This window comes from Actinocorallia aurea, from assembly GCF_054783995.1.
Genome location: NZ_BAAGPQ010000004.1, coordinates 238452 through 263886, shown reverse-complemented (window position 1 = coordinate 263886; position 25435 = coordinate 238452). Strand labels below are relative to the sequence as shown.

Annotated in this window: 25 protein-coding genes and 1 riboswitch; of the genes, 16 read left to right on the top strand and 9 right to left on the bottom strand. The window is 72.9% G+C overall.

Annotation, left to right across the window (positions count from 1 at the left end; genetic code table 11):
- Positions 1-427, top strand: a 427-nt coding sequence (locus tag ACYVOM_RS08135) for a hypothetical protein (RefSeq protein WP_460302613.1), incomplete at its 5' end; no start/stop codon positions are given.
- On the opposite strand, the gene ACYVOM_RS08130 is transcribed toward ACYVOM_RS08135, so the two are convergent.
- Together ACYVOM_RS08130 and ACYVOM_RS08125 are read right to left on the bottom strand one after the other, a co-directional pair.
- Positions 408-2831, bottom strand: a complete 2424-nt coding sequence (locus tag ACYVOM_RS08130; protein WP_460302612.1) for an AAA family ATPase — start codon at positions 2829-2831, stop codon at positions 408-410. The two genes, ACYVOM_RS08135 and ACYVOM_RS08130, sit on opposite strands and share 20 nt — an antisense overlap.
- Position 2832: 1 nt before the next feature.
- Positions 2833-3495, bottom strand: a complete 663-nt coding sequence (locus ACYVOM_RS08125) for a hypothetical protein (protein ID WP_460302611.1) — start codon at positions 3493-3495, stop codon at positions 2833-2835.
- 128 nt (positions 3496-3623) lie between these two features.
- Between ACYVOM_RS08125 and ACYVOM_RS08120 the strand changes: the two genes are divergently transcribed.
- The 8 genes from ACYVOM_RS08120 to ACYVOM_RS08085 all read left to right on the top strand — a co-directional run bounded on the left by ACYVOM_RS08120 (position 3624) and on the right by ACYVOM_RS08085 (position 11348).
- A complete protein-coding gene (locus ACYVOM_RS08120; protein WP_460302629.1) occupies positions 3624-4256 on the top strand; it encodes a response regulator in 633 nt (210 codons plus the stop codon).
- 208 nt (positions 4257-4464) lie between these two features.
- Positions 4465-5418: a TIGR04222 domain-containing membrane protein gene (locus ACYVOM_RS08115; RefSeq protein WP_460302610.1), complete on the top strand. Its 954-nt coding sequence runs from the start codon at positions 4465-4467 to the stop codon at positions 5416-5418.
- A gap of 125 nt (positions 5419-5543) precedes the next feature.
- On the top strand, positions 5544-6467 hold the full coding sequence (locus ACYVOM_RS08110) for a TIGR04222 domain-containing membrane protein (RefSeq protein ID WP_460302609.1): 924 nt from the start codon (positions 5544-5546) through the stop codon (positions 6465-6467).
- Complete coding sequence (locus tag ACYVOM_RS08105; protein ID WP_460302608.1) at positions 6464-7315, top strand: MbnB/TglH/ChrH family RiPP precursor modification enzyme; 852 nt, start codon at positions 6464-6466, stop codon at positions 7313-7315. Before ACYVOM_RS08110 ends, ACYVOM_RS08105 begins: the two co-directional genes overlap by 4 nt.
- Positions 7316-7324: 9 nt before the next feature.
- Positions 7325-7780 (top strand): hypothetical protein, encoded by a 456-nt coding sequence (locus tag ACYVOM_RS08100; RefSeq protein ID WP_460302607.1) that lies wholly within the window; start codon positions 7325-7327, stop codon positions 7778-7780.
- Between the two features lie 84 nt (positions 7781-7864).
- Positions 7865-8890 carry a 6-phosphofructokinase gene (locus ACYVOM_RS08095; protein ID WP_460302606.1) on the top strand — a complete coding sequence of 342 codons (1026 nt, stop codon included), beginning with the start codon at positions 7865-7867 and terminating at the stop codon, positions 8888-8890.
- Between the two features lie 107 nt (positions 8891-8997).
- Positions 8998-10209, top strand: coding sequence for a tRNA uracil 4-sulfurtransferase ThiI (gene thiI / locus ACYVOM_RS08090; protein ID WP_460302605.1), 1212 nt, complete (start codon positions 8998-9000; stop codon positions 10207-10209).
- A gap of 182 nt (positions 10210-10391) precedes the next feature.
- On the top strand, positions 10392-11348 hold the full coding sequence (locus ACYVOM_RS08085; protein WP_460302604.1) for a DUF5954 family protein: 957 nt from the start codon (positions 10392-10394) through the stop codon (positions 11346-11348).
- Between the two features lie 39 nt (positions 11349-11387).
- On the opposite strand, the gene ACYVOM_RS08080 is transcribed toward ACYVOM_RS08085, so the two are convergent.
- Positions 11388-12233 (bottom strand): DMT family transporter, encoded by an 846-nt coding sequence (locus tag ACYVOM_RS08080; protein WP_460302603.1) that lies wholly within the window; start codon positions 12231-12233, stop codon positions 11388-11390.
- A gap of 313 nt (positions 12234-12546) precedes the next feature.
- Entirely contained in the window at positions 12547-13590 is a 1044-nt protein-coding gene (gene aroF / locus ACYVOM_RS08075; protein WP_460302602.1) for a 3-deoxy-7-phosphoheptulonate synthase, read from the bottom strand.
- 289 nt (positions 13591-13879) lie between these two features.
- Here aroF and ACYVOM_RS08070 point away from each other — a divergent pair, with 289 nt between their 5' ends.
- On the top strand, positions 13880-14464 hold the full coding sequence (locus ACYVOM_RS08070) for a molybdopterin-dependent oxidoreductase (protein ID WP_460302601.1): 585 nt from the start codon (positions 13880-13882) through the stop codon (positions 14462-14464).
- Positions 14465-14575: 111 nt separating this feature from the next.
- Entirely contained in the window at positions 14576-15388 is an 813-nt protein-coding gene (locus ACYVOM_RS08065; RefSeq protein ID WP_460302600.1) for a LytR/AlgR family response regulator transcription factor, read from the top strand.
- A 1012-nt stretch (positions 15389-16400) separates the two neighbouring features.
- On the opposite strand, the gene ACYVOM_RS08060 is transcribed toward ACYVOM_RS08065, so the two are convergent.
- From ACYVOM_RS08060 to thiO, 5 genes are all read right to left on the bottom strand, one after another.
- Positions 16401-17258, bottom strand: coding sequence for a deoxyribonuclease IV (locus ACYVOM_RS08060; protein ID WP_460302599.1), 858 nt, complete (start codon positions 17256-17258; stop codon positions 16401-16403).
- 55 nt (positions 17259-17313) lie between these two features.
- Positions 17314-19374 (bottom strand): Stk1 family PASTA domain-containing Ser/Thr kinase, encoded by a 2061-nt coding sequence (pknB, locus tag ACYVOM_RS08055; protein WP_460302598.1) that lies wholly within the window; start codon positions 19372-19374, stop codon positions 17314-17316.
- A gap of 253 nt (positions 19375-19627) precedes the next feature.
- Positions 19628-20356: a thiazole synthase gene (locus ACYVOM_RS08050; RefSeq protein WP_460302628.1), complete on the bottom strand. Its 729-nt coding sequence runs from the start codon at positions 20354-20356 to the stop codon at positions 19628-19630.
- 61 nt (positions 20357-20417) lie between these two features.
- Entirely contained in the window at positions 20418-20633 is a 216-nt protein-coding gene (gene thiS, locus ACYVOM_RS08045; RefSeq protein ID WP_460302597.1) for a sulfur carrier protein ThiS, read from the bottom strand.
- The gene (gene thiO, locus ACYVOM_RS08040) at positions 20630-21724 is read right to left on the bottom strand and encodes a glycine oxidase ThiO (RefSeq protein WP_460302627.1); all 1095 of its coding nucleotides are present in this window, start codon (positions 21722-21724) and stop codon (positions 20630-20632) included. Before thiO ends, thiS begins: the two co-directional genes overlap by 4 nt.
- A riboswitch (TPP riboswitch) is annotated at positions 21724-21832 on the bottom strand. It overlaps the preceding gene by 1 nt.
- A 127-nt stretch (positions 21833-21959) precedes the next feature.
- On the opposite strand from thiO, the gene ACYVOM_RS08035 reads away from it, so the two are divergent.
- The 5 genes from ACYVOM_RS08035 (at position 21960) to ACYVOM_RS08015 (ending at position 25400) form a co-directional block, all read left to right on the top strand.
- Positions 21960-23153: an NAD(P)/FAD-dependent oxidoreductase gene (locus ACYVOM_RS08035; protein WP_460302596.1), complete on the top strand. Its 1194-nt coding sequence runs from the start codon at positions 21960-21962 to the stop codon at positions 23151-23153.
- Between the two features lie 27 nt (positions 23154-23180).
- Positions 23181-23558 (top strand): Rv2175c family DNA-binding protein, encoded by a 378-nt coding sequence (locus ACYVOM_RS08030; RefSeq protein ID WP_460302595.1) that lies wholly within the window; start codon positions 23181-23183, stop codon positions 23556-23558.
- A 28-nt stretch (positions 23559-23586) separates the two neighbouring features.
- Entirely contained in the window at positions 23587-24216 is a 630-nt protein-coding gene (gene thiE / locus ACYVOM_RS08025; RefSeq protein ID WP_460302626.1) for a thiamine phosphate synthase, read from the top strand.
- Positions 24217-24247: 31 nt separating this feature from the next.
- Positions 24248-24379, top strand: coding sequence for a hypothetical protein (locus tag ACYVOM_RS08020; RefSeq protein WP_460302594.1), 132 nt, complete (start codon positions 24248-24250; stop codon positions 24377-24379).
- A 100-nt stretch (positions 24380-24479) separates the two neighbouring features.
- A complete protein-coding gene (locus ACYVOM_RS08015) occupies positions 24480-25400 on the top strand; it encodes a serine/threonine-protein kinase (protein WP_460302593.1) in 921 nt (306 codons plus the stop codon).
- The last annotated feature ends 35 nt before the right edge of the window (positions 25401-25435 follow it).

The following is a 25435-nucleotide window of genomic DNA, read 5'->3' as shown; positions in this document are numbered from 1 at the left end:
GCCCGCGCAGCCCGGCCAGCCGCCGTACCCGCCCGCGGGCCACCAGGCGCCGCCGCCCCCGCCGCCGTACCGGGCCGACGGGGCCGTGGCGGGCGGCCCGCCGCGGCCGCCGCTGACGGCGCGGGTGCGCGGGTTCCTCACGCCCGGCGTGCTGTCGCTGCTGGGCGCGGGCCTGCTCGGCGGCCTGGTCGGCGGCGGCGTCGTGGCCGTGGCCGTGGGCGGCGACGACGACCACGACGTCATCCGGGTCGAGTTCGACCGCGGCGACCGCGGCTGGAGCGGTCGCGGCGACCGGGGCGAGGGCGGCAGGGGCGACTGGTACGTGCCCGACCAGCGGCCCTTCCCGGTGCTGCCGCAGATGCCCGGCGAAGGCCCGGTGCCCGCGCCGACTCAGACGGCCCCGCAGGTCATCCCGTCCCCGTCCTGAGGTCGGGCACCGGCAGCGTCAGCGTGACCCCGGTGTGGCCCTCGTGGGCCGCCGCCGCGGCCTGGTGGTAGTGCTCCAGGCTGCGCTGGAACTCCGGCCTGGTGTAGACGGTGCCGTCGACCAGGGGCCCCTGCCGTCCGTCGATGACCGCCACGACGTCGTCGCCGGTGAGGGTCTTGTGCGCCTCCAGCGCGTGCGCGACGGCGAGGACCTCAAGGCGGCTCTCGGTCAAGATCTCCTCGGCCTTGGCGAGGAGGTCGGCGAGCATCTTCTCGATCCGCTCGCCGAGCCTTCCGGCCATCGCCTCCGCGCCGGGCTTCGGCGCGGCTCCCGCGACGCCCACGGGGCCACCTTTGGCGTCGGGCCTTCCGGGGCCGATGCCGAGCGCCTGGAGCGCGGTGAGCGAGGAGACCCCCGCGCCCATGCCCCAGTACGCCTCCATCAGCGCCGCGACCGTCGTGGCCGACTCCAGGTCGCCCGACACGCCTGAGGAGTTGTCCTCGCCGAAGAACATCCGCTCGCCCGCGAGCGAGGCCAGCGAGACGAGGATGTCGGCCTCGTACTCGCTGCGCCAGCGGGTGAACTGGTCTTCGGGCTTGATGCTGGCGACCATGCCGAGGTAGTCGCTGCCCTTCTCGATGGTGGCGACGTCGATCTCCAGATGGCGGCGCGCCCGGTAGGCCATGACGGCGTGGCAGGCCTCGTGCACGGCGACGGCGTGCCGCTCCCGCTCGATGTACTCCACGTCCTCGGGCGGGCCGAGCTGCTTGAGTCGTTTGGCCCGCATGACGTCGGACCAGGTGATGACCTCGCGGCCCTCGCGGATCGCGGCGATGAGCGACTCGTTGACCAGGTCCTTGATCGTCGCGCCCGTCGCGTACGGGGTGACGACGGCGAGCTTGTCGAGCTGCTCGTCGGTCAGCTCGTGCGCGACCTTGGCGAAGTAGCCCTTGTAGGTGCGCAGGCGGCCCGCCTTCGACGGGTAGCCGACCTTGTAGATGCGGTCGATGCGGCCGGGGCGCAGGAGCGCCTCGTCGAGGGCGGTCGGCAGGTTCGTGGCCATCATGATGAGGATGCGGTACTTGGGCGGCGGCTTCGGGCGCATGCCCAGCGCGCGGCGCACGTGCCTGTTGACGAACCCGCGCGGCTTCTTCAGGCCGGACATCTCGGTCAGCAGGGCCTGGAGGGTGCCCATGTCGCCGCCCCCTCCGCCCATGCCCATGCCGGTGACGACCCTGTTCTCCGTGGCCGGGGCTGCCGCGGCGGCTCCCGCCGCGCCCGTCAGCAGCACCTGGCGGGTGTGCTCGCTCAGGTAGTGGCCGCCGTGGCAGCCGCTCGCCGCGCCGAACCCGGGCTGGCCGAGCGGCCCGCCGCCGGCCGGCAGGGAGCGGCGGCCGAGCGAGTCGGCCTCGTCGAAGAAGACGATGACGCCGCCGTACCGCAGCGCGAGCTTGCGCAGTTTGCGGAACAGGCCCTTGACCTTCAGGACGCCGATGCCGAAGAACATGTTGATGAACGCGCCCGGGTCGACGAACACGTACGGCCGGCCCGTCTCGCCCGCGACGGCCTCGGCCATGAGGGTCTTGCCGGTGCCGGGCGGACCCCACAGCAGGATGCCGCCGGGCACGTACCCGCCGCGCTCCTCGATCCGGTCGGGGTCCTCCAGGTAGAGGATGTTCTCGCGGACCCGCTCCAGCACGTGGTCCTGGCCCCACACGTCGGTGAAGCGGGTCTTGATGTCGTCGGGGTAGTAGACCTCGACGCCGCCGCGCGACAGGAACCAGAAGATCGCGACGAACTGGCCGACGGCGATGAACATGATGAAGATGATCTGCACGACCATCGGCATCGCGTCCCAGATCAGCGCGGGCACCTCGAACAGGGCGAGGACCGGCGAGGTGTCGCGGAACGCGCCGATGACGACGGCGAGCATCGCGATCCAGAACAGCCAGGTGAGGACGCGGCCGACGCGGAAGCGCGTCCAGGGGCTGAGCCTGCGCTGCGACTGGCGCTCGAACCCGCCGAAGAAGCGGTCGGTCCAGAACCGGTGGTAGCCCGACCAGCGCTCGCTCAGCAGGTAGTGCGTCTGGCGGACGAGTTCGACCACCGCGATCGCGTACAGCCAGGCCGACGAGGCGTGCCGTTCGCGGGCGGCGTCGTCGAACGGCAGCAGCGGGTTGTCCGCCATCGCCGCCCAGACCAGGACGAACCAGATGACGGTGAGCAGGAGCAGGTACTTCACCCTGTCGAACAGCGCCATCCGCTTGCGGACGGGGCCGCGCTCGCGCTCCGGGGGAGCCGAGGCTTCTTGGGCGTCCGAGGCGTCAGAGGCGTCCTGGGCGTCCGGGTCGAGGTCCGGCGTCGCGGGGGCGGACCGGCCGCCCCCTCCGCGCGAGAAGATCATGTCAGTTCCTCACGGTGAAGGAGGTGGCGATGGAGTCGAGTTCGTCGGCGCGCTCGCTGAAGCACCGGGCCGAGCACCGGATGACGAGCCAGAACAGGCGGCCGTCGTCGCTGGTGTAGGCCGTCTGGTCGAAGGTCTGGCGCAGGCCGAGGGTGAAGTCGTAGCTGTAGACGACGCGGACGCCGCGCAGGCCCTCGCCCGGCGTCAGGATCTCGTCGCGCAGCAGCTCGAAGCCGGGCAGCCCGTTGCCGCCCTGCTCGGCGGCGGTCCGGGACGTCTCGGTGACGGGCAGGAAGAGGTCGCGCAGCATGTTGAGCGAGATGACGCCGCGCTGCTCCTCCGACAGCGGCCGGACGTTGGCGTAGACGAAGGGGGCGTCGCTGCCCGAGTCCACGAGGTGGCCCGCGCTGGGGTCGCCGTCGGCGTCGAACCCGACCGACCAGCTCGTCGCGTTGACGCGGGCGGCCGTGGCCGAGTCGGCGTCGGCGCCGCCGACGACGAGGTTGAGCGGCTGCTCCTCGATGCGGTGCCAGGTGGCGGGGACCTTGAAATAGGTCTTATCTTCTGAATTCTTTACATAGTGATACGAAGGGGCTCCGCACGCGGCGAGCAGCGGGGCCAGGCACGACAGGACGACGGGCAGTGCGAAGCGCGCGCGAAGCACCGGGGGGACCTCCGCGAATGGGGGGCTTATGCCTCGCGTTCTCATACCCGGATTCGCTGGCGGGTCACGCTGTTACCTCGGATTTACAACGATTTAAGATATGAGGCGATATGGGCGGCATCAGGGTGATGGTGGTGGACGATCACCCCATGTGGCGGGACGGCGTCGCACGTGACCTGGCCGAAGCCGGATACGACGTGGTGGCCGCGTGCGGCGAGGGCCGCCAGGCCGTGCGCGTCGCGGCGGCGGTGCGGCCGGAGGTGGCCGTCGTGGACCTGAGGCTCCCCGACATCTCCGGGGTCGAGGTGACCCGCGCCCTCACCGGCCTGGACGTCCCCGCCCGCGTCCTCGTCCTGTCGGCGAGCGGCGAGCAGGAGGACGTCCTGGAGGCGGTGAAGGCCGGCGCGACGGGCTACCTCGTGAAGTCCGCGGCCCGCGAGGAGTTCCTCGACGCCGTGGCCCGCACCGCCCAGGGCGACGCGGTCTTCACCCCCGGCCTGGCCGGCCTCGTCCTCGGCGAGTACCGCCGCCTGACGTCGGCCCCGGCCCCCACCCCCGACACCCCCCGCCTCACCGACCGCGAGACCGAGATCCTCCGCCTCGTCGCCAAGGGCCTCACCTACCGGCAGATCGCCGAACGGCTGGTCCTGTCGCACCGGACCGTGCAGAACCACGTCCAGAACACCCTGGGCAAACTCCACCTCCACAACCGCGTGGAACTGGTCCGCTACGCCATCGAGAAGGGCCTCGACACCCCCTGAACCCGGCCCCCTGAATCCGGTGCCCCCAGAGCGGGTCGTCCGACTCCGGTCGGCCCCGCGGTCCTGTTCGTCCTCGTGTTCCGGCTCCTCGTCGTTCCGCGGGAGCCGACCGGGGAACCGGTCGGAGAAACCGGGCGTCAAATCCAGCAGAACACCTGCGTGGCGCGCGATAATCCGCATATCGGGCGCACGGAAGAGGGAGGCCCCCATGCTCCTCGCCTTGACGGACTCCGGCGCGACGTGGGGGATCGAAGGCCCCGTGTTCCTCGCCGTCTTCGCGGTGTGCGGTGTGCTCGCCCTGGCCGTCGCCTTCTTCGCGCGCAGGGTGGGCGCGGCCGGCGCCGAAGCGGTCGGCGGGCTCTCCCACACCGAACTCGCCTACCTCGTCGGCGGGCCGTCCCGGGCCGTCGCGGCGAGCCTCGCGCTGCTGCGGCCGGCCGGGTCCGTCGACGGGGGACCGGGCGCGCGGGTCATCGCGACGGGGGCGGCGCCCGCGGGGGCGTCGGCGCTGGACGTCGCGGTGCTGGACGCGGCGCTGCCGGGGATCCGGGTCGCCGACCTGCCGCGCCGCACCTGGGTCGCGCGTGAACTCGCCGCGGTGCGGGCCTCGCTGGAAGGGCGCGGCCAGCTCCTCGACGACGCCGCGCGGCTCCGGATCCGGCTCGCCGCGGCGCCCGCGGCGCTGCTGTGGGCGGTCGGCGTGGTGCGGGCCTTCGCGGGCTCGGCCAACGGGCGGCCCTTCGGCTTCCTCGTCGCCGCGCTCGTCGTGCTCGGCCTCGGCACCCTCGGGCTCGCGCTCAGCGTCCCGGTGCGGACGAGGGCGGGAGACCGCTCGGTGACGGACGCCGCCGCCAGGCACCGGATGCTGCACCCCTCGCAGAAGCCCTCGTACGCCGACCACGGCACCGACTCGGCGGCGCTGGCCGTCGCGCTGTTCGGCGGCACGGCGCTGATGGTCCTCGACCCGGAGTTCGCGGCCGAGTCCGAGGTGCACCGCCACGCAGGGCAGGACACGGGCTCGTGGGGGGCGGCGTGGATCTCCTCGGGCGGCGGGTCCTCGTCCTCGTCGTCTTCCTCGTCCTCGTCGTGCTCGTCCTCCTCGTGCTCCGGCTCGTCGTCCTCCTCCTGCGGAGGCGGCGGGGGCGGGGGGTGCGGCGGCTGACCGGGAACCCGGGCACCGTCGTGAGCATCGAAGACAGCAGGACCCGCAGAGTCGGACAAAACCGACTCTTAGGGCCTACCTGACAGACCGCGACGCCGCGGGCACCGACACGGGAGGACCCCCCGATGATCCTCGCTGAGATCGCCTCCGAACCCACCTGGGGCATCGAAGGCAAAGCCTTCCTCGCCCTCTACACGGTGCTCGCCACCCTCGTCTTCGTCTTCGTGATCGGGTCCCGCCGCTGGCTCTCGGCGGGCGCCGACATGCCGGGCGAGTTGTCCGCGCCGGAGCTGGCGCACCTGGTCGAGGGCCCGCGCCGCGCCGTCGCGGCGAGCCTCGCCGCGCTGCGGCTGGCCGGGTCCGTGGCGTCCGCGCCCGGAGGCAGGGTCGTCGCGACGGGACCGGCGCCGGCCGGCGCGGCGCCGCTCGACCACGCGGTCCTGTACGCGGCGGGCGCCGGCGCCAAGGTCGGCGACCTGCCCCGGCACCCGGCCGTCGCGCAGGAGCTGTCCGCCGTGCACGCCTCCCTGGTGGCGCGCGGCCAGGTGCCCGGCCCCGCCGAGCGGCGCGCCGCCCGGCTGAGCGCGGTGCCCCTGCTCCTGCTGCTCGGACTCGGCGTCGCCCGGCTCGTGGCCGGCCTCGACGCCGGAAAGCCGGTCGGCTACCTCATGGTCGTCCTCCTCGTCGTCGCGGTGGCGACGTTCACCCTGCTGGTGAGCGTGCCCAAGCGAACCCGGGCGGGGGAGCGGACCGTGGCGTCCTCGGCACGGCGTCTGGACGCCCTGCACCCGTCGAAGTCCCCGTCTTACGCCTCCTACGGGCCTTACGGCGCGGCCCTCGCCGTCGCGGCGTTCGGCGCGGTGGCGCTCGTCGGCATGGATCCGGCGTTCGCGGCCGAGGCCGAACTGAACCGGCAGCTCGGAATGGCCTCGGGCGGCGGTTCGGGCGGTGGCGGGGACTCGTCCTCGTCCTCCTGCAGCAGCGGCTCCTCCTGTAGCAGCGGCTCGTCCTGCGGCGGAGGCGGCTGCGGGGGCGGATGCGGCGGATGAGCGGACCCGGAATCGGGATCGGATGGCGGCCGGAGATCGCGGAGTTCGTCGCGCAGCTCCCGGGCCTCGCCTTCACCGAGGTCATCGCCGAGTCACTGCACCACCCCGACCACCGGCTGCTGGAGCTGCGCGACCGGGGCGTCGCGGTCATCCCGCACGGGGTGCGGCTGTCGCTCGGCGGCGCGGAGCCCGTCGACCCGGCGCGGATCGAGCACCTCGCCCGCAGCGCCGAACTCGTCGGGGCCCCGCTCGTCAGCGAGCACGTCGCGTTCGTGCGGGCGGGCGGGCTGGAGGCCGGGCACCTGCTGCCGGTGCCGCGCAGCCGCGACTCCCTCGACGTGCTCGTCCGCAACACCGCCGCGACCATGGCGGGGCTCGGCGTGCCGTTCGCCGTCGAGCCGATCGCGGCGGTCTTCGACTGGCCCGACGACGACTACACCGAAGGCCGGTTCCTCACCGAACTCCTCGACAGGACGGGCGCGCTGCTGCTCCTGGACGTCGCCAACGTGTACGCCAACGCGCGCAACCGCGGCGAGGACCCGGTGAAGGTGCTGGAGTCGTTCCCGCTGGAAAGGGTCGTCTACTGCCACGTCGCCGGAGGCCGCGAAAGCGAAGGCCTCTACCACGACACGCACACCGACCCCGTCCCCGCCGAGGTGCTGGCCCTCGTCGCCGAGGCCGAGACGCGGTGCCCGCCGGAGAACCGGCTCGGCTACCTCCTGGAACGCGACGGAAGCTACCCGCCGACGCACGTCCTCGCCGCGGAGCTCGACGCGATCGCCGACGCGGCGAACCTGCCCAGGATCACGGGGTCCGCCCAGGCCACGGGCCTGCCCAGGATCACCTGAGGAGCCGCGATGGACGAGTCGTTCTCCGATCTCGCGGCCCGCCAGGAGGCGCTGGTCCGCGCGCTGGTCGCCGGCGCAGACCTGCCCGGCGGCTTCGACAAGGCCCGCGTCGGCGCCGCCGCGCGCGCCCTCCTGCGCAAGCGCTTCGGCGAGGTCCTGCACCCGTGGCCCGACCTCATCCTCCACCGCGACGCCTATCTGGGCTGGGCCGAGGGCCGCCCCACCCGCGGCTCCTGGCTCGACGGCTGGGACTTCGCCCGCGCCCACCGGGCCGACCTCGCCCCGGACGCGCGCGCCGCGCTCGCCGTCCGCGAAGCCCTCTGGCACTACGGCGCGGACGGCACCGCCGCCCGCCCCCGCAAGGCGCCCGCCCTCCGCGGGTTCCCGGGCGGTGTCGTGGTCGCCGTCTTCGGCAAGGCCAAGATCCTCAGGACCGGGGCCCTCGCCTTCCGCCCCGGCGGATAACCACTGATCCAAGACTTCGCCCGTTTTCTCCCGGAAGGGCGTTTCACCTGGTTCCTGCCGTCTCCCCGGGGGCACGGCCTCAGCATGCGCATCGGGGTGCTCACTGGAGGCGGGGACTGCCCCGGACTGAACGCGGTGATCCGGGCCATCGTGCGCAAGGGCGTCGGCGAGTACGGGCACACCGTCACGGGCTTCAAGGACGGGTGGCGGGGGCCGCTGGAAGGCGACGCGGTGGAACTGCCCGTATCGGCCGTGCGGGGAATCCTCGCGCAAGGCGGGACGATCCTCGGGTCGTCGCGGACGAACCCGCTGTCCGACCCGCACGGCGCGCGCAAGATCACCGAGAACCTCGCCGCCCTCGGCGTCGACGCGCTCATCGCGATGGGCGGCGAGGACACCCTCGGCGTCGCCGAAGCGCTCCACAGGCAGGGCGTGCCCGTCGTCGGAGTGCCCAAGACGATCGACAACGACCTCGGCGCGACCGACTACACCTTCGGCTTCGACACCGCGGTCGCCATCGCCACCGAGGCGCTCGACCGGCTCCGCACGACGGCCGAGAGCCACCACCGGGCCGTCGTCTGCGAAGTGATGGGCCGGCACGCCGGATGGATCGCCCTGCACTCCGGGCTCGCCGGCGGCGCCGACGTGATCCTCATCCCCGAACGGCCCTTCGACCCCGCCAGGGTCATCGGCTGGGTGGAGGCGCGGTTCCGGCGCGGACTCGCCGCCGTCGTCTGCGTCTCCGAGGGCGCCCGGCCGATCTCGGGCGACCTGACCCTCCAGGAAGGCGGCGAGGACGCCTTCGGGCACGTCAGGCTCGGCGGAGTGGGCACCTGGCTCGCCGAGCGGATCGAACAGGCCACCGGACGCGAATCCCGCGCCGTGGTCCTCGGGCACCTCCAGCGCGGAGGCGTCCCCACCGCCTTCGACAGGGTCCTCGCCACCCGCTTCGGCCTCCACGCCGTCGACGCCGTCCAGGCCGGAGCCTTCGGCGTCATGACGGCCCTGCGCGGCACCGACGTCATCCGCGTCCCGCTCCGCGACGCCGTCGCCACCCTGAAGACGGTCCCGCCCGACCGCTACAGCGAAGCCGAGGCCCTCTTCGGCTGAGCCCGCCGGCCCTCGTCCCGGGAGGCGGCGGAAAACACGTCGCGAGTGCTCTCCAGGATGGGCGACACTGAAAGGTGTCCCCGTAAGCCCTCCTGGAGGTTCTGATCATGCCCGCGGCGTCCGTCATCGGTGAGCCCTGCGTTCTGCTGAAGCTCGGCGAGATCGTGCTCAAGGGCAAGAACCGCCACCAGTTCGAACAGCGGCTCCAGAACAACATCCGCAAGGCGCTCGCCGCCACCGAGGTGGAGACGACCCTGTGGCAGCGCTCCGGCGTGATCGTCGTCCGCGCCAAGAGCGGAGCGGTCGACGACGTCGAGAAGGTCGCCAAGCGGCTGGAGGACGTCATGGGCATCGTGATCGTGCACCGGTGCTGGCGCGTCGACAAGACCGTCGAGGCGATGACGCAGGCCGCGCTCGACATGGTCGGCGAGCACCCGGCCGCGGCCCTCGGCGGCAGCTTCGCGGTCCGGCCGCGCCGCCGCGACAAGCGCTTCCCGATCACCTCCGCCGAGATCGGGATCTCCGTCGGCTCGGCCATCAACGTCAAGTTCGGGCTGCCGGTCAACCTGAAGCGCCCCGACCTCACCGTCTCCATCGAGGTCGACCGCGACGAGGTGTTCGTCTACACCGACGGCGCGCCCGGCCAGGGCGGCCTGCCCGTCGGATCGAGCGGGCGCGGCCTCGTCCTGATGTCCGGCGGCATCGACTCGCCCGTCGCCGCCTACCGGATGATGCGGCGCGGCCTGCGCGTCGACTACCTGCACTTCTCCGGCATGCCGTTCACCGGCCCGGAGTCGATCTACAAGGCTTACGCGCTCGTCCGCGAACTCGACAAGTTCCAGGGCGGCTCCCGCCTCTTCGTCGTGCCGTTCGGCAAGGCTCAGCAGCAGATCAAGGCCGCGGGCGAGGACCGCCTCGCGATCATCGCGCAGCGCCGCCTCATGCTGAAGACCGCCGAGGTCCTCGCCGAACGCCGCAAGGACGGCGCCCTCATCACCGGCGACTCCCTCGGCCAGGTCGCCAGCCAGACCCTCATCAACATGACCGCCCTCGACGACGCCGTCGACCTGCCGATCCTCCGCCCGCTCGTCGGCATGGACAAATCGGAGATCATGGACTCGGCCCGTCGCATCGGCACCCTCTCGATCTCCGAGCTCCCCGACGAGGACTGCTGCTCCATCCTCGCCCCCCGCCGTCCCGAGACCGCCGCCAAGATCGCCGACCTCCGCCAGATCGAGAAGCGCCTCGACGCCGAGGAGCTCGCCGAACAACTCGCCGACTCCCTCCAGGAGCACCACCCGGTCTACGGCGCCGAATAGCCCCGTGGGCCGCCCGTCCGGACGATCGCCGGGCGGCGGCGAGACGCGCGCACGGCGTGCGCCGTCCGGGCCGGGATGAGCGGGCGGTAGGCGAATCCGGCCGGTGGGGTGGCCGGGCCTGTCCGCCACCCAATTCGGCCAAGAGGCTGCGAAATGCCTTGCCTGGGCGAAACGATGGGGGCATGGCCTTTGAGGATGAGGCGGCTGAGCGCGGGCTGCGCGAGCTGATGTCGGGTGATCCGGTGCGGGCGCTGGCGGCGGCGGACGCCGCCCGCGCCAGAACCGTGTACCCGGTGCTCGTGCCGGCCGGTCCGATGTTCGGCGTAGCCGAGCGGGTGGCCGGAGGCTGGCGGGTGCGCAGCATGGGCGAGGCCACCCCGCAGTGCGCCCGCGACGATCTGGCCACGCAGCTCCGGCAGGAGGCCCAGCGCGCGTCCGACCCCGAGCCCTACCAGGCGGCCGCGCGTCGGCTGGACTGGCAGCGGCACGACCAGCTGACGGTCGCGGGCCGCCCCTTCCGCGTGATCCGGGTCGAGCAACTGCTGCGGATGAACGCGACGGCGCCGGAAGGACCGCGCCCCACCGACCCCGATCCCCGGTTCCGCCGCCCCCGCCCGCGCCCCCTGGAGCTGCTGACGACCGACGGCCCGCACACCCCCGACCGGCTCGCCCTCGCCGCGGAGTTCGCCGATCTGGCGGCCCGCCCCGGCCTGTTCGAGGGCGACGCGCTCGTCGACGCGCAGCGGGCGCTCGGCACCCATCCGGTGCCGGTCCCGATGGCCGCGGCGTTCTCCGTCGCGGAGTTCCTGCACGACGGATGGCGGTCGGCGACCGCGGCCTGCACGACGCCCCACCTGGCGCGCGAGGCCCTCGCGGAGTACCTCCAGCAGGTCATCCCGGCCGTGGAGCGCCCCGACGCGGGGACCCGCCGCGCCTACGAGGAGGCCGCCGCCCTGCTCACCGCGGCCCGCCTCGACGAGATCGCCGTCGCGGGCCGCCGCTTCCGCGTCGTCCGGCTGGAGAAGATCGCCCGCTTCGGCGAAGAGGGCCCGGAGATGCCGCGCCCGTCGGACTTCGACCCCGACCCCCCGATCGAGATCATGGCGATGCGCCTGCGCGCGGACGGCATCATCGAATAGCGGACGGCCCGCCGCCGTCTCCGGCGACGGGCCCGCCGGTCACCGCCGCAGGAGCAGGGCCAGCGAGGCGGCCACGAGGACCAGGCCCGCGCAGCCGGCCGGCGCGAGCGGCTCGTGCAGCACCGCCAGGCCCAGGAGGGCGGCGATGGTCGGCTCCAGCAGGGTGAGGGTGGTCGCGGTCGTCGCGTCGACGGCGCGGAGCGCGCGGAAATAGAGGACGTAGGCGAGCGCGGTGGTGACCGCCCCGAGGTAGCCCGCGACGGCGGCCCCCTGGAGCGAGCCGAGCCAGCCGGGCCCGCTCACGGCGAGGACCGGGAGCAGGACGGCCGCCGCCAGGCCGAACACGGCGCCCGCGACGGGTCGCGCGTCATGCCCCGCCCGGACGATCCGGGCGACCGCCACCGAGTGGATCGCGTAGAACGCCCCGGAGACCAGCGAGAGCACGATCCCGGCACCGTCGGCGGCGCCGCCGCCGATCAGCAGGGCGCTGCCGGCGACCGCCAGAACCCCCGCCCCGAGCTGCCGACGGCTGGGCGCTTCCCCTTCCAGGAGGCCGAGGAGCGCGGCGCACACGGGTGCCGAGCCGATCGTGACGACGGTCGCCACCGCGACGCCGGTGCGGTCGACCGCGACGAAGTAGGCGATCTGGGAGACCGCCGCCCCCGCCGCGCCGAGGAGCAGCGCAGTCCGCGTCCGGCGCGGGCCCGCGGTGAGGAGAGCGGGCAGCGAACGGCCCGCGAACAGCACGAGCAGGGCGCCGCCGAGCACGATCCGCGCGGCGCCGACCGAGACGGCGGAGGCGCCGTCCGGTGCGAGGACGGTCACCGCGCCGGTGGTGCCCCAGAGGGAGGCGGCCGCGGTGACGAGAAGATGACCGGCGCGCACGCCGAAAGAAGACGAAGAGGAGGAAAGCATGAGAAGCGCTCCTGAAGCGGAAGTCGAAGGAAACCGATTCCGTCTCCGGGGCGCGCACCGCCGACGTCCGTCATTCGATGAGGGACGCGGGCGCACGGACCTCGACGAGGCCGTGGTTCAGCGGGTGGGTGCCCCGGTCAGGGGGCGGTGGGCGGGCCCACGATGCGCGTCATGCGCCGAACCCTAACACCGAGGGCCGCACCCGGCGGGACACACCGGGCACGGCCCTCAGGGTCGAAGAGCACGGGAGGCGATCACACGACCGTCCCCGGCGCGGGGCGGATCAGCCCGCGACGACCTGCTCGGGGGCCGGGGTGAGCTGCCGGCCGACGATGGGCGGGAGCGCCTGCACCAGTGCGGCGAGCTCGGCCATGTCGTCGTGGACGAGGGCCTGCGGGCCGTCGCACAGCGCGGTCTCGGGGTGCGGGTGGACATCGATGATCACACCGTCGGCGCCGACCGCGATCGCGGCGCGGGTGAGCGGCAGGACCAGGTCGCGGCGCCCGCCGGAGTGCGACGGGTCGACGATCACCGGCAGGTGCGACAGCCGCTGCGCGACGGGCACGGCCGAGATGTCCAGGGTGTTGCGGGTGGCCTTCTCGTAGGTGCGGATGCCCCGCTCGCACAGGACCACGTCGAGGTTGCCGCGCTGCGCGACGTACTCGGCCGACATCAGCCACTCCTCGATCGTCCCGCTCATGCCGCGCTTGATCATGACGGGCTTGCCCGCGTCGCCGACGGCCTGCAGCAGCGCGAAGTTCTGAGTGTTGCGGGTGCCGATCTGCAGCATGTCGGCGTATTCGGCGACGAGCTCGACATCACGGGCGTCGACGACCTCGGTGACGATCGGCATGCCGGTCTCGGCGCGCACGTCGGCGAGGATCTTCAGGCCAGCCTCGCCGAGGCCCTGGAAGGCGTACGGGGACGTGCGGGGCTTGAACGCGCCGCCGCGCAACAGGGACGCGCCCGCGCGCCTGGCCATGAGCGCGCCCTGGAGGGTCTGCTCGGGGGTCTCGACGGCGCAGGGGCCGGCGATCAGGGTCATGTGGCCGGGGCCGATCGGCACGCCGCCGACGCGCACCGTGGAGCGCTCGGGGTGGTTCTCGCGGCTGACCAGCTTGTAGGGGGCGGAGATCCGCACGACGTCGCTGACGCCCCTCTGGCCGCGCAGGTTGAGGGTGCCGAAGCGCTCGACGTCGCCGACGAGGCCGACGATGGTCCGGTTGACGCCGCGGCTGACGAAGGCCTCGCCGCCCGCCGCGCCGACCAGCGCGACGACGTTGTCGATGTCGGACTCGGTGGCCTCAGGTGACATCACGACGACCATGGGTCTCTCCTCGAAGAAGGTCGGGAAACGAACGTCTGGAAGACGAAGGTGGGGAAAACGGTGTGCGGGCAAAGCAAAGAGCCCCGGGCCTTGTGGCGGCCCGGGGCTCTCGAAGTCTCTTGCGTCAGCGCAGCTTTCGGCTGACGAGGGACCCGGATCCGGGCTCGCCATACCAAAAGTAGAAGCTGCTGCTCTGCATGGGATCAGCGTAGACCATGATCGGGAGTGGTCCGAACTTCGGGGGCTGGGAGACGGGCGTCCGCGGGGGAGTGGCAGACTGGGCCGGAAGATGACCTCCCCAGAGAAATCACTGCCGCCGGGGCAGTACGTGCCCCGGGGATTTCCGGTGCTGCACTACGGTCCGGTGCCGAAATTCCGCCCGGAGCGCTGGGACTTCCGCGTCTACGGGCCCACCGCCGACGGCGCGGAGGCCCGCTGGGACTGGGAAGAGTTCCAGAAGCTTCCGCGCACCTCAGTCGTCGCCGACTTCCACTGCGTCACGAAGTTCACGATCCCCGACAACCTGTGGGAGGGCGTGACGGGCCGGACGCTCCTCGAACTGGTCCCGCCGCATCCCGACGTGACCCATGTGATGCTCTGGGCCGAGTACGGGTACGGCGCGAACATCCGCCTGGAGGACCTGCGGGCCGAGGGCACCGTGTTCGCCACCCACCACAACGGGGAGGAGATCACGCCCGATCACGGCTTCCCCGTCCGGGCGGTGGTGCCGCACCTGTACGCGTGGAAGAGCGTCAAGTGGTCGCGGGGGTTCGAGTACCTCGTCGGGGACCGGCGCGGGTTCTGGGAGGAGCGCGGCTACCACACCGTCGCCGATCCGTGGCGGGAGCAGCGGTACTCCTACCAGGAGGACTGACGCCCGTTTCGTTGGTGATCGTCATGGTTTGCGGGCCATGTCGGGACCCGGTCCGATAGTCACCTGGCGGAAGTGATTGCGCGCGCTCGGTGAGGGCGGCAAGGTCCTGCCATGTCCTCAGAGTCCTCCGCGTCCCCGTCGTCCGGCCCGTCCGCCTTTCCCGCCTCCGAACCCGCCCCGCTGCGCGTCCTCGCCGTCGACGACGAGCTGCCCGCCCTGGAGGAACTCGTCCACCTGCTGCGGGCCGACCCCCGGGTGGAGCGGGTCACCGGCGCGGGCGACCCCGCCGAGGCGCTGCGGGGGCTCGGCCGGATGATGGCCGCGGGGGAGCGGCTCGACGCGGTCTTCCTCGACGTGCGCATGCCCGGCCTCGACGGGCTCGACTTCACCCGGCTGCTCTCCGGCTTCGCCGAACCCCCCGCCGTGGTCTTCGTGACCGCGCACGACGACTGCGCCGTCGCGGCCTTCGAGCTCGGCGCCCTGGACTACCTGCTGAAACCCGTCCGCCAGAGGCGGCTGGCCGAGGCCGTCGGACGGGTCCAGCGCGCGGCGCGGCGGGAGCGGGCCGCCCCGGACGACGAGCTGATCCCCGTCGAACTGGGCGGGCGGACCCGGCTGGTGAGCCGCTCCGCGGTCACCCATGTGGAGGCCCACGGCGACTACGTCCGGCTGCACACCGAGGGCGGCGAACACCTCGTGCGGATCCCGCTGGCCGTCCTCGCCCGGCGCTGGGCCGACGCCGGCTTCGTGCGGATCCACCGCAGCACCCTCGTCGCCGCCGCCCACATCACCGAACTCTGCTTCGACGCGGGCCGGGCCGAGGTCCGGGTCGGCGCGACCACCCTGCCGGTGAGCCGCCGGCACACCCGAGAGGTCCGCGACCTGCTCGTCCGCGGCTTCCGCGGCGGCCCGGACCCCCGCTGACACCCCCGCCCACCGGGCGACGACGCAGGGAAGCGGCACCTGCCGACCGTTCGTCGCCCGAAACCGACCGCTCGACCTACAGCTACGCTACGTATATCGCCGACTACATACCGTTGGTCGCGCGACCCGGCCGCGCGCCCCCACAGCCCCTCCAGTCCCCGTAACGTTCTCTTCAGCAAGACGATTCTGGAGGTCCTTCCCGGGGCCGGTCTGACTCCGGGTAAGGACCATCAGCCGCCGCCTCCCGTACCGGGGGGGTGGGAGACGGCGGTGCAGGCTCAGGCGCTGAGCGGACAGTCGGGGGGTTGTCCGTCTCAGCGCCTGAGCGTATTTCTGGCCCTACCTCCGGCCCTGGGGGCCTCCGGTCCTCCGGTAGGGCTGTGATCGGGCGCTTTCGCGCCTTGGGCGTCCCTCCGGCCCCGGGGCCTACGGGACACCCAGGGGCGCCCGATCACGTGACCGCCCGCGCCTGGCGGCGCTCCTTGGAAACAACCGGCCCCGTGTCCGCCTCGGGAGACGCTCCCTGGAAACACCGTTCGTGCCCGCGCCTGGCGGCGCTCCCCGGAAGAACTGGGCCTGTGTCCGCCTGGCGGAACTCCCTCCCGGCGAACGATTCCTTGGAAGCGCGCGGCCCTGTTCGCGCTTCCTGGAGTCGCCCGGTTGATGGCGGCGCTTCGTGGGATCACTTCGCTGGCACTCGCGCCTGGGCGGCGCTCCCCGGAATCGCCCGGTTGCCGGCTGTGCCTGGCGGTGCCATCTGGAAGATCCGTCGCGGGGTGGGCGCGGCGGCGGGACGGCCGTGTGCGTCGCTTCGGCGTTGTGCGGGCGTTGGGGGCGTGTTCGGCCGTGCCTGGTGGCGTGCCTTGGAACGCCCGTGTGCGACCGTGCGTCTTGGGGCTTCCTGAGGATCTTTGACGTGTTGACGTCATCGGCTGGGCGGACCGTTGGCGCTTCCGGGTGGCTTTCGCGGGTGCGTTCGGGGTGTGCCGGGTTCCCGGGGGCCGGGGGTGGGTCAGGTGGGGGTGGTGGAGCGGAGACGTTTCAGGGTTTCGATGTCGGTTTTGTGGGGGGCGGGGGAGCGGCCGGGGGTTTCGATGATGAAGGGGATGCCGGCGACGGTGGGGTGGTGGAGGAGGGCGGCGAAAGGGGACTCCCCGATGTGGCCCTGGCCGATGTTCTCGTGGCGGTCCTTCTTGGAGCCGCACACGTCCTTGGAGTCGTTGGCGTGGATCAGCTTGAGGCGGTTCGGTCCGACGGTCGCGACGAGTTCGTCGAGGGTCTTGGCGACGCCGTCCGCGGCGGCCAGATCGTGGCCCGCGGCGAAGACATGGCAGGTGTCGAGGCAGATGCCCAGCTTGGGGTGGTGGTCGAGCGCCGCGAAGTACGGGCCGAGCTGGTCGACCGTGGCGCAGAGCATCGCGCCCTGACCCGCCATGGGCTCCAGCAGGAGGTCGGGCGCGTCGTCGGGCAGCGCGTCCAGCAGCGGCAGCACGTGCTCGCGGACCTGGGCGAGGGCCTCCTCGCGGGTCTGCGTGACGGCCGAGCCGGTGTGCACGACCACGCCGCGCGCCCCGATCTGCGCGCCGCGCGCCAGCGAGTGCGCCACCGAGGAGACCGACTTCTCCAGGGTGTCCTCGCTGGGCGTGCCGAAGTTCACCAGGTAGGGCGCGTGGACGAAGACCGGCAGCGGGCTCTCCCGCAGCTTGTCGTCCTCGGCGGGCCTGCCGGCGGCCTGCGCCCACCCGCGCGGGTTGCTCACGAAGACCTGGACGGCTTCCGCGCCGATCTCGGCGGCGTACTTCAGGGATCCGGTGCCGAGGCCCCCGGCCACCGGTACGTGCGCCCCGATGGGGCTCTGCGGTTCGCTCATGGTCGTCCCAGATTAGGGGACCGGTCTGACAGGACCGGCCCCCCGCGCGGGACGGCTAGTGCGTGATCGTGATCGTGGTGCCCTTGGGCACGCGGTTCCCGCCGCCCGGGTTCATGTTGATGACCCGCCCGGTGCCCACCGTCTGGTTGATGACGACGACGAAGCCGCGCCGCTCCAGCTCGGCCTTCGCCTCGTCGATCGACTTGCCCAGCAGGTGCGGGATCAGGATGTTGCCGTTGGCGTCGGGCTGGTCGTCGTCGCAGAACGGGTTGACCTGCTCCAGGAAGCAGTTGTCGCGCTTGTTGACGCCGATCGTGACGGTCGAGCCGGGGGCGAGGACGGTGCCCGCCTTCGGGTCCTGCCAGAGGATCGTGCCGTCGGGCTTGCTCGGGTCGTTCTGCTCGACCTCGTTGATGTGGAAGTCGCCGTTCAGCTTGGCCTTGATCGCGTCGAGCTGGCCGTAGGCGTCGTCCTTGGCCTTGCCGACGATGTCGGGCATCGCCAGGCCGCTGGAGACGTACAGCACGATCGGGTCGTCGGGGGAGTGCTTCGTGCCCGCCTTGGGGTTCGTGCCCGCGGCCATGCCCTCCGGCTGGCTGGAGGCCCGCTCCTCCTCGGTGAAGTCGAACGCCTTCAGCTGCTCGCGCGCCTCGTCCATGCTCTTGCCCGCGACGTCCGGGATCTCGATCGGGGTGAGCCCCTTGGACAGGGTGAGGACGATCCGCGTGCCGGGCTGGATCTTGGCGCCCTCGCCGGGCACGACCCCCGCGACGGTGCCCTTGGTCGCCTTGTCGGAGAAGACCTTCGTGTCGGCGATCTCGTACTGGATGCCGTCGGCGCCGAGCATCCGGACGGCCTCTTCCTGCGAGACGCCGATGAGCTCCGGCACGTGGTCGTACTTGCCGGACACCTGGTACCAGACGGCCCAGCCGAGCACCATCGAGGCGATCAGGCCGAGCGTCAGCAGCACGAACCTGCCGGTGACGAAGTGCATGATCTTGTCGATCAGCAGGACGTCGTCCTGGCGCGCGGGCTCCTCGCCGCGCGGAAGGACGGCGGTGTGGTTGGGGCCGCCGGGCAGGACGGAGGTCCGGTTGTCCGGGCCGGGCTGGCGCAGCACGGAGGTGGCGCCGTCGGGGCTGCCCTGCGGCGCGCTGTGCGGGCCGCTGTTGTACGGGCCGTGGGGGCCGCTGTGGTGGGGGCCCTGGGCCTGCGGCCGGGAGTGCTCGCCGGAGTTGCGCGTCATCGGCACGCCGGGCGCGCCCGGGGCGGGCAGCGGGAGGTTCGGGTCGGCGAGCAGCGCGTAGAAGTGGCCGGCGTCCATGGGCCGCCCGGCGGGGTCCTTGGCGGTGGCCGACGCGACCAGCGCGTCGATGCGCGGCGGGATGTCGGGGACGAGCTGGGACGGCAGCGGGATCGGGTCGTTGACGTGCGCGTAGGCCACCGCGAGGGGGGTGTCGCCCTGGTGCGGCTGGCGGCCGGTGAGCAGTTCGAACAGCAGGACGCCCGCGGCGTAGACGTCGGAGCGGGCGTCCGCGCGGCCGTCGATGACCTGCTCGGGGGCCATGTAGGCGACCGTGCCGATGATCATGCCCGTCTTGGTCTGCTTGCTGTCGGTCTCGGCGCGGGCGAGTCCGAAGTCCGCGACCTTGACCTGGCCGTCGCGGGTCAGCAGGACGTTCTCCGGCTTGACGTCGCGGTGGATCAGCCCGCCCCGGTGGGCCGCGCCGAGCGCGGACAGGACCGGCGCCATGATGCCGAGCGCGTCGCGGACGGGCAGGCGCCCGCGCTCGTCGAGGAGGTCGCGCAGAGTCCTGCCGGGCAGGTACTCCATGGTCAGGTAGGTGTGCGCGCCGTCGCTGCCCTGGTCGTACACGGCGACCACGTTAGGGTGCGAGAGGGCTGCCGCGGCCTTCGCCTCGCCCATGAAGCGCCGGACGAACTGCTCGTCCTGGGCGAGGTGCGGGTGCATCACCTTGACGGCGACGATCCGATCGAGCTTCAGGTCGCGGCCGACGTACACCGTGGCCATGCCACCCTTGGCCACCTTCGACTCGATGCGGTAACGCTCGTCGAGTACCTGCCCGACGAGAGGATCCACAGCTGTCGCGTCCATCCGGGCAGTCTAAGGGCGAACCGGACCCTGACTCATCGGTCTGCGGGACTACGTTTTGTCCGTTCTGGAACCGTGATCATGAGTTGTCCGCATCGACATCGGCGGCCTGCCCGGTTCGCGAGCGCCCACGGCGAAGCCGGGATCTTGAGGCGCTTGCGAACCGGGCCGGGTCAGTGCCGCCCGGTTCGCGGGCGCCCCGGCGGAGCCGGGATCATGAAGCGGCCGTGAACCGGGCCGGGTCGATGCAGCCGGGTCAGGGCTGCCCGCCCGTCGCGAGGCCGTCGAACGCCGACGACGCCTGGGCCAGGTGCCGCCGGGGGATGCGGCCGGCCAGGCGAGCGGCGCGGCCCGCCTCGACCGCGTGGCGCATCGCCGTCGCCATGAGCGCGGGCCTGCGCGCGCGGGTGACGGCCGTGGCCAGCAGGACCGCGTCGCAGCCCAGCTCCATCGCCAGGGCCGCGTCGCTGGCGGTGCCGATCCCGGCGTCCAGGACCACCGGGACGCCCGCGCGCTCCACGATCAGCTCGATGTTGTGCGGGTTGCGGATGCCGAGGCCCGAGCCGATCGGCGCGCCCAGCGGCATGACGGCCACGCAGCCCGCCTGCTCGAGGCGCTGCGCCAGGACGGGATCGTCGTTGGTGTAGGGCAGGACCTTGAACCCGTCGGCGACGAGGCGCTCGGCGGCGTCCAGCAGCTCGATCGGATCAGGGAGCAGGGTGTGCTCGTCGGCGATCACTTCGAGCTTCACCCAGTCGGTGCCGAGCGCCTCGCGGGCCAGGCGCGCGGTGAGCACGGCCTCGCCGGAGGTGAAGCAGCCCGCCGTGTTCGGCAGCACCTTGATGCCGTGCCTGTCGAGCAGCTCCAGCACCGAGCCCTTGGCCGCGGGGTCGACGCGGCGCATCGCCACCGTCGTCAGGGCGGTGCCCGACGCCAGCAGCGCCTCCTCCAGCGCGTGCATGCTCGGGGCGCCGCCCGTGCCCATGATGAGGCGCGAGCCGAGCTTCTCCCCGGCGATCTCCAGTGCGTCCGGCGTGTCCACGTTCTCAGCCTCCCTGGACCGCGGTGATGATCTCCACCCGGTCCCCGTCGTTCAGGGTCGTCGCGGGCCACTGCGCGCGCCGGACCACCTCGTCGTTCAGCGCCACCGCGATACCGCGGCCCCCTTCGGCCGCGATCGGCCCGGCCACGTGGACGACGACGTCGGCGACCGTCGTGCCGACGGCGAGATCGCAGGGGTCTCCGTTGACATGGGCTCTCATCGGGTCTCCACGGGGGCGAAGCGGGCGGCGGTGAAGGGGCGGGCCACCTCGGGCAGGTCCTCGCCCGCGAGCACCCCGGCGACGGCGTCGGCGGTGAGCGGGGCGAGCAGGATGCCGTTGCGGTAATGGCCCGTGGCATAGACCAGGCCGTCGGTCCCCGAAGGTCCGAGGATCGGGGCGTTGTCGGGGGAGCCGGGGCGGAAGGAGGCCGTGACCTCGGCGAACTCCAGCTCGGTGACGCCGGGGAACAGCGCGCGGGCGTCGCGCAGCAGCTCCCACAGACCGCCCGCGGTGACGCGGCCGTCGAACCCCAGCTCCTCCTGGGTGGCGCCGACGACCAGCTCCCCGTCGGGGCGGGGCACGAGGTACAGCGAGAAGCCCTGGACGAGCCCGCGGGTGGCGCGGGTCAAGAACGGCCGGGGCGAGCGCAGTCTGATGATCTGGCCCTTGACGGGCCGTACGGGCAGGTCGCTGAGGCCGCCCGACCAGCTTCCGGCGGCGAGGACCACCTGGTCGGCGGGCAGTACCGTGCCGTCCTCCAGCCGGACGCCCTTGGCCCGCCCGTCTTCGATGACGATCTCGTGCGCGCGCTTGCGGACGAGCGGCACATCGGCGCAGGCCTGGAGAAGGGCCGCGACCACCTTGCGGGGGTTCACGCTGCCGTCCTCGGGGGCGAGGATGCCGCCGCGCACGGAGGGGGCCAGCATCGGCTCCAGCTTGCGGCACTCGCGGCCGGTGAGCAGCTCGGTGCGCAGGCCGAGGGACGCCTGGAACTCGTGCTGCTCGCGCAGGAAGGCGAGGTCGTCGCCGTCGTAGGCGACCGAGAGGTTGCCCTCGCGCTGGTGGCCGACGTCGATCCCGGTCAGCTCGGCGAGCTCGGCGGCGAACGCCGGGTAGCGGTCGCGCGAGTCGATGCCGAGCATCAGGTGGTCTTCCTCGCCGTACTGGAGCTCGCCCACGGGCGTCAGCATCCCGGCCGCGACATGACTGGCGCCCGAGCCCGGCGAGGGGTCCACGAGGGTGACGGCCAGGCCCCGCTGGGCGGCCCGCCAGGCGACGCCGAGGCCGACGACCCCGGCTCCGATGATCACGATCAAGCGCGTCCGCTCCCTTCGCCGGCATGATCCGGATCAGGTTCGTACGGTCGGGAGCCGCGTGCTCCCCTCTCAGCCCCCGCGGGGGCTCCCGTGCTGTCGGAATCCAGCGTATGCCCTGAGCAGGAATCATGGGTTATCCGGCATCCCTGTGCAGAACGCCGTTCTCGCCGACGGTTAAGGTTGGCCTCACCTTGCCGGTCCGGTCTGTGGGTGTCGTGGAGGGCTTTGCATGGAACGGGTCATCGTCGTCGGCGGCGGTCTCGCCGGAGTGCGCGCCGTGGAGGCGCTGCGGGCCAGGGAGTACGCGGGCGCGCTCACCCTCGTGTGCGCCGAAGAGGTGCTGCCCTACGACCGGCCGCCCCTCTCGAAGGCGGTCCTGACCGGCGACAGCGACGACACGACCGTCGACGCCGCCTGGGACGCGCTCGACTGCGACGTCCGGTTCGGCGTCACCGCCACGGGCCTGCGCGCCGACGAACGCGTCCTGGAGACGACGGGCGGCGACCTGCCTTACGACGGTCTGGTGATCGCCACCGGCGCGGACCCGATCCGGCTGCCCGGACCCGGCCGCCAGCACGTCGTGCGGACCATGAAGGACGCTCTGGAACTGCGCCGGCTGCTCGTCTCCGGCGCCCGTGTGGTCGTCGTGGGGGCCGGGTGGATCGGCGCCGAGGTCGCGACCAGCGCGGCCAAACTCGGCTGCCGTGTGACGGTCCTGGAGGCCGCCGAGGCCCCCGTGGCGATCGCGCTCGGGCCGGAGCTGGGCGCGCTGACCGCGCCCTGGTACGCCGAGGCGGGCGTCGAGCTGCGCTGCGGCGTCAAGGTCGCCTCGATCGAGGACGGCGGGGTCGCCCTCGTCGGCGGGGAGTTCCTGGAGGCCGACGCGGTCGTCGTCGGCGTAGGGGTCCGGCCCGCCCTCGGCTGGGTGGGCGACGCGCTGGAGCTCGACCCGCGGCTCGGCGGGATCGTCGTGGACGGCGGGCTGCGCACGGCGCGCCCGGAGATCGTCGCGGTAGGGGACTGCGCCGCCTTCTGGTCGGCCAGGTACGGGCGGCGGATGCGGGTCGAGCACTGGGACGTCGCCCTGAACGCCCCCGAGGTCGCGGTCGCCGCGCTGCTCGGCGATGCCGACGCCGCCTACGACGAGGCGCCCTACTTCTGGTCCGAGCAGTTCGGGCGGATGGTCCAGTTCGCCGGGCACCGCGCGGGCGCCGAGAAGGCGGTCTTCCGCGGCGACCCCTCGGAGCGCAAGTGGGCCGTCTGCTTCGTGTCCGGCGACAGGCTGGAGGCGATCCTCACCGTCGACAAGCCGCGCGACCTCGTCCAGGCCCGGCGGATCATCGGCGATGGGACGCCGATCGACGTAGCAAAGCTCGCGGATCCTTCCGTAGCCATCCGAAACGCCGTCCTGACGGTTTCGTAGCGTCCGGCGGATGGTAGACACGGAACCGTGACGAAGACGCACGTTGACATCGACCCGGAACTCGACTCCCTCGTAGGGGAATGGCACACCCTGACCGGTGCCGCCGCCCTGTTCGGCCTCCCGGCCGGACGGGTGAAGCAGTGGGTCAAGGAGGGCAAGCTCCTCGCCGCCTACCGCTCCGTCGGAGGCGGCCCGCAGGTCCCCGCCGCCTTCTTCGAGGGCGCGGAGATCATCAAGGGCCTGCCCGGCACCCTGACCCTGCTGCGCGACGCCGGCTTCGACGACGTCGAAGCCCTGCGCTGGCTGTTCACCGAGGACGACACCCTGCCCGGCAGCCCCGTGCAGGCGCTCCGCGAGAACCGCGGCACCGAGGTGCGGCGCCGCGCCCAGGCCCTGGCGCTCTGAGGTGGTTCCGAGCGAGAAGGCGGTGGCCCTGCGCGCGCGGCTGGCCACCGCCCGGCTCTACCTGTGCGTGGACTCCCGCTCCCGGCAGGGCGACCTCGCGGAGTTCCTGGACGCGGTCCTGTCCGGCGGCGTGGACATCGTCCAGCTCCGCGAGAAGGGCATCGAGGCGAGGCAGGAGCTCGCCGCGCTGGAGGTCATGCGCGATTCCTGCGCGCGGCACGGCGCGCTCCTCGCGGTGAACGACAGGGCCGACGTGGCGTTCGCCGCGGGGGCCGACATCCTGCACCTCGGCCAGGACGACCTGCCGGTGCCCCTGGCCCGGCGGATCGTCGGCCCGGACATGCTCATCGGGCGCTCCACCCACGCGGTGGAGCAGGTCGCGGCGGCCGAGGCCGAGGAGAGCGTCGACTACTTCGCGGTGGGCCCCGTCTGGCCGACGGCCACCAAGCCGGGCCGCGAGGCCGCCGGATTCGCCCCGGTGCGCGCCGCGGCAGAGACGGCCCGGCGGCCGTGGTTCGCCATCGGCGGCATCGACTCGGGCACCCTGCCGGAGGTCAAGGCCCTCGGCGCGACCCGGATCGTCGTCGTCAGGGCCCTCACCGAGGCCGCCGACCCGCACAAGGCGGCCCTGGACCTCCGCGCCGCCCTGGACGGCTAGGGCTCGGCCGGGGAGGAGCGATAATGGGGGCATGAACCCCGACGACTCCTCCCCGCTCCTGCCCGACCTCACCAGCGACGAGCGCTCCGAGGGCTGGGGCGACTGGCGCGAGGACGAGGGCAACGACGCGCGCCTGCGCGAAGACGTCCCCCCGCACTGGTAGCGGGCCACAGGCGGGCCGGGAAAGGGATTCCACCTTCCCCGGCCCGCCGGTTTTGGTATAACTCGGCATCCCGGCCCCCCTCCCCGTAAGGTCGCCGCCTGTGCCGAGCCAGCATGACGTCCCGCTCCGTTCCGACGACCCCCGCAAGATCGGGCCCTACGTCCTGACGGCGAGGCTCGGCGAGGGAGGGCAGGGCGTCGTCTACCTCGCCGAAGACCGCGAGGGCAACGCAGTCGCCGTCAAGGTGCTCAAGGGCGGGCCCGTGGCTTCGGCGAAGGCGCGCGGCAGGTTCATCAAGGAGGCGGGCGCGGCGAGCCGGGTGGCGGCCCCGCAGGTCGCCCGGGTCCTCGACGCCAAGGTCACCGCGGAGCGGCCCTACATCGTCAGCGAGTACGTGCGCGGCCGGACCCTCCAGGAGGAGGTCGCGGACAGGGGACCGCTCAAGGGGCCGGAACTGCACAAGATCGCGCTGCGGACGGCCGTGGGGCTCGCCGCGATCCACAAGGCCCAGGTCGTGCACCGCGACCTCAAGCCCGGCAACGTGGTGCTCGGGCCGCGCGGCGCGAAGGTGATCGACTTCGGCGTGGCCCGCTTCCTGGACGGGCGGACCCCGCAGACCACCCACCCCGTGGGCACGCCCGCGTACATGTCCCCGGAGCAGGTCGAGGACCTCCACGTCGGCCCGGAGTCGGACGTCTTCTCCTGGGGCGCGACCGTCGTCTTCGCGGCCACCGGCAAGCCGCCGTTCGGCGCGGGCCCCTCGGCGGCCGTCATGCGCCGCATCACCGACCGCGAACCCGAGCTCGGCGCCCTGCGCGGCAACCTGCGCGGCCTCGTCGTCCGCTGCCTCGACAAGGAGCCCACGGCCCGCCCCAGCGCTCCCGAGATCGTCCGCTTCCTGCGCGCGGAGGCCCGTCCGCCGGCGGCCGCCCCCAAGCGCGTCCCCCGCTACCGCTCGCGCATGATCATCGCCCTGGTGATCGTCTCGGCGCTCGGCTTCACCTGCGGCGTGCTGTTCTAGGTCACCGGCTGTTCCGGATCAACCAGCTCTGCCGG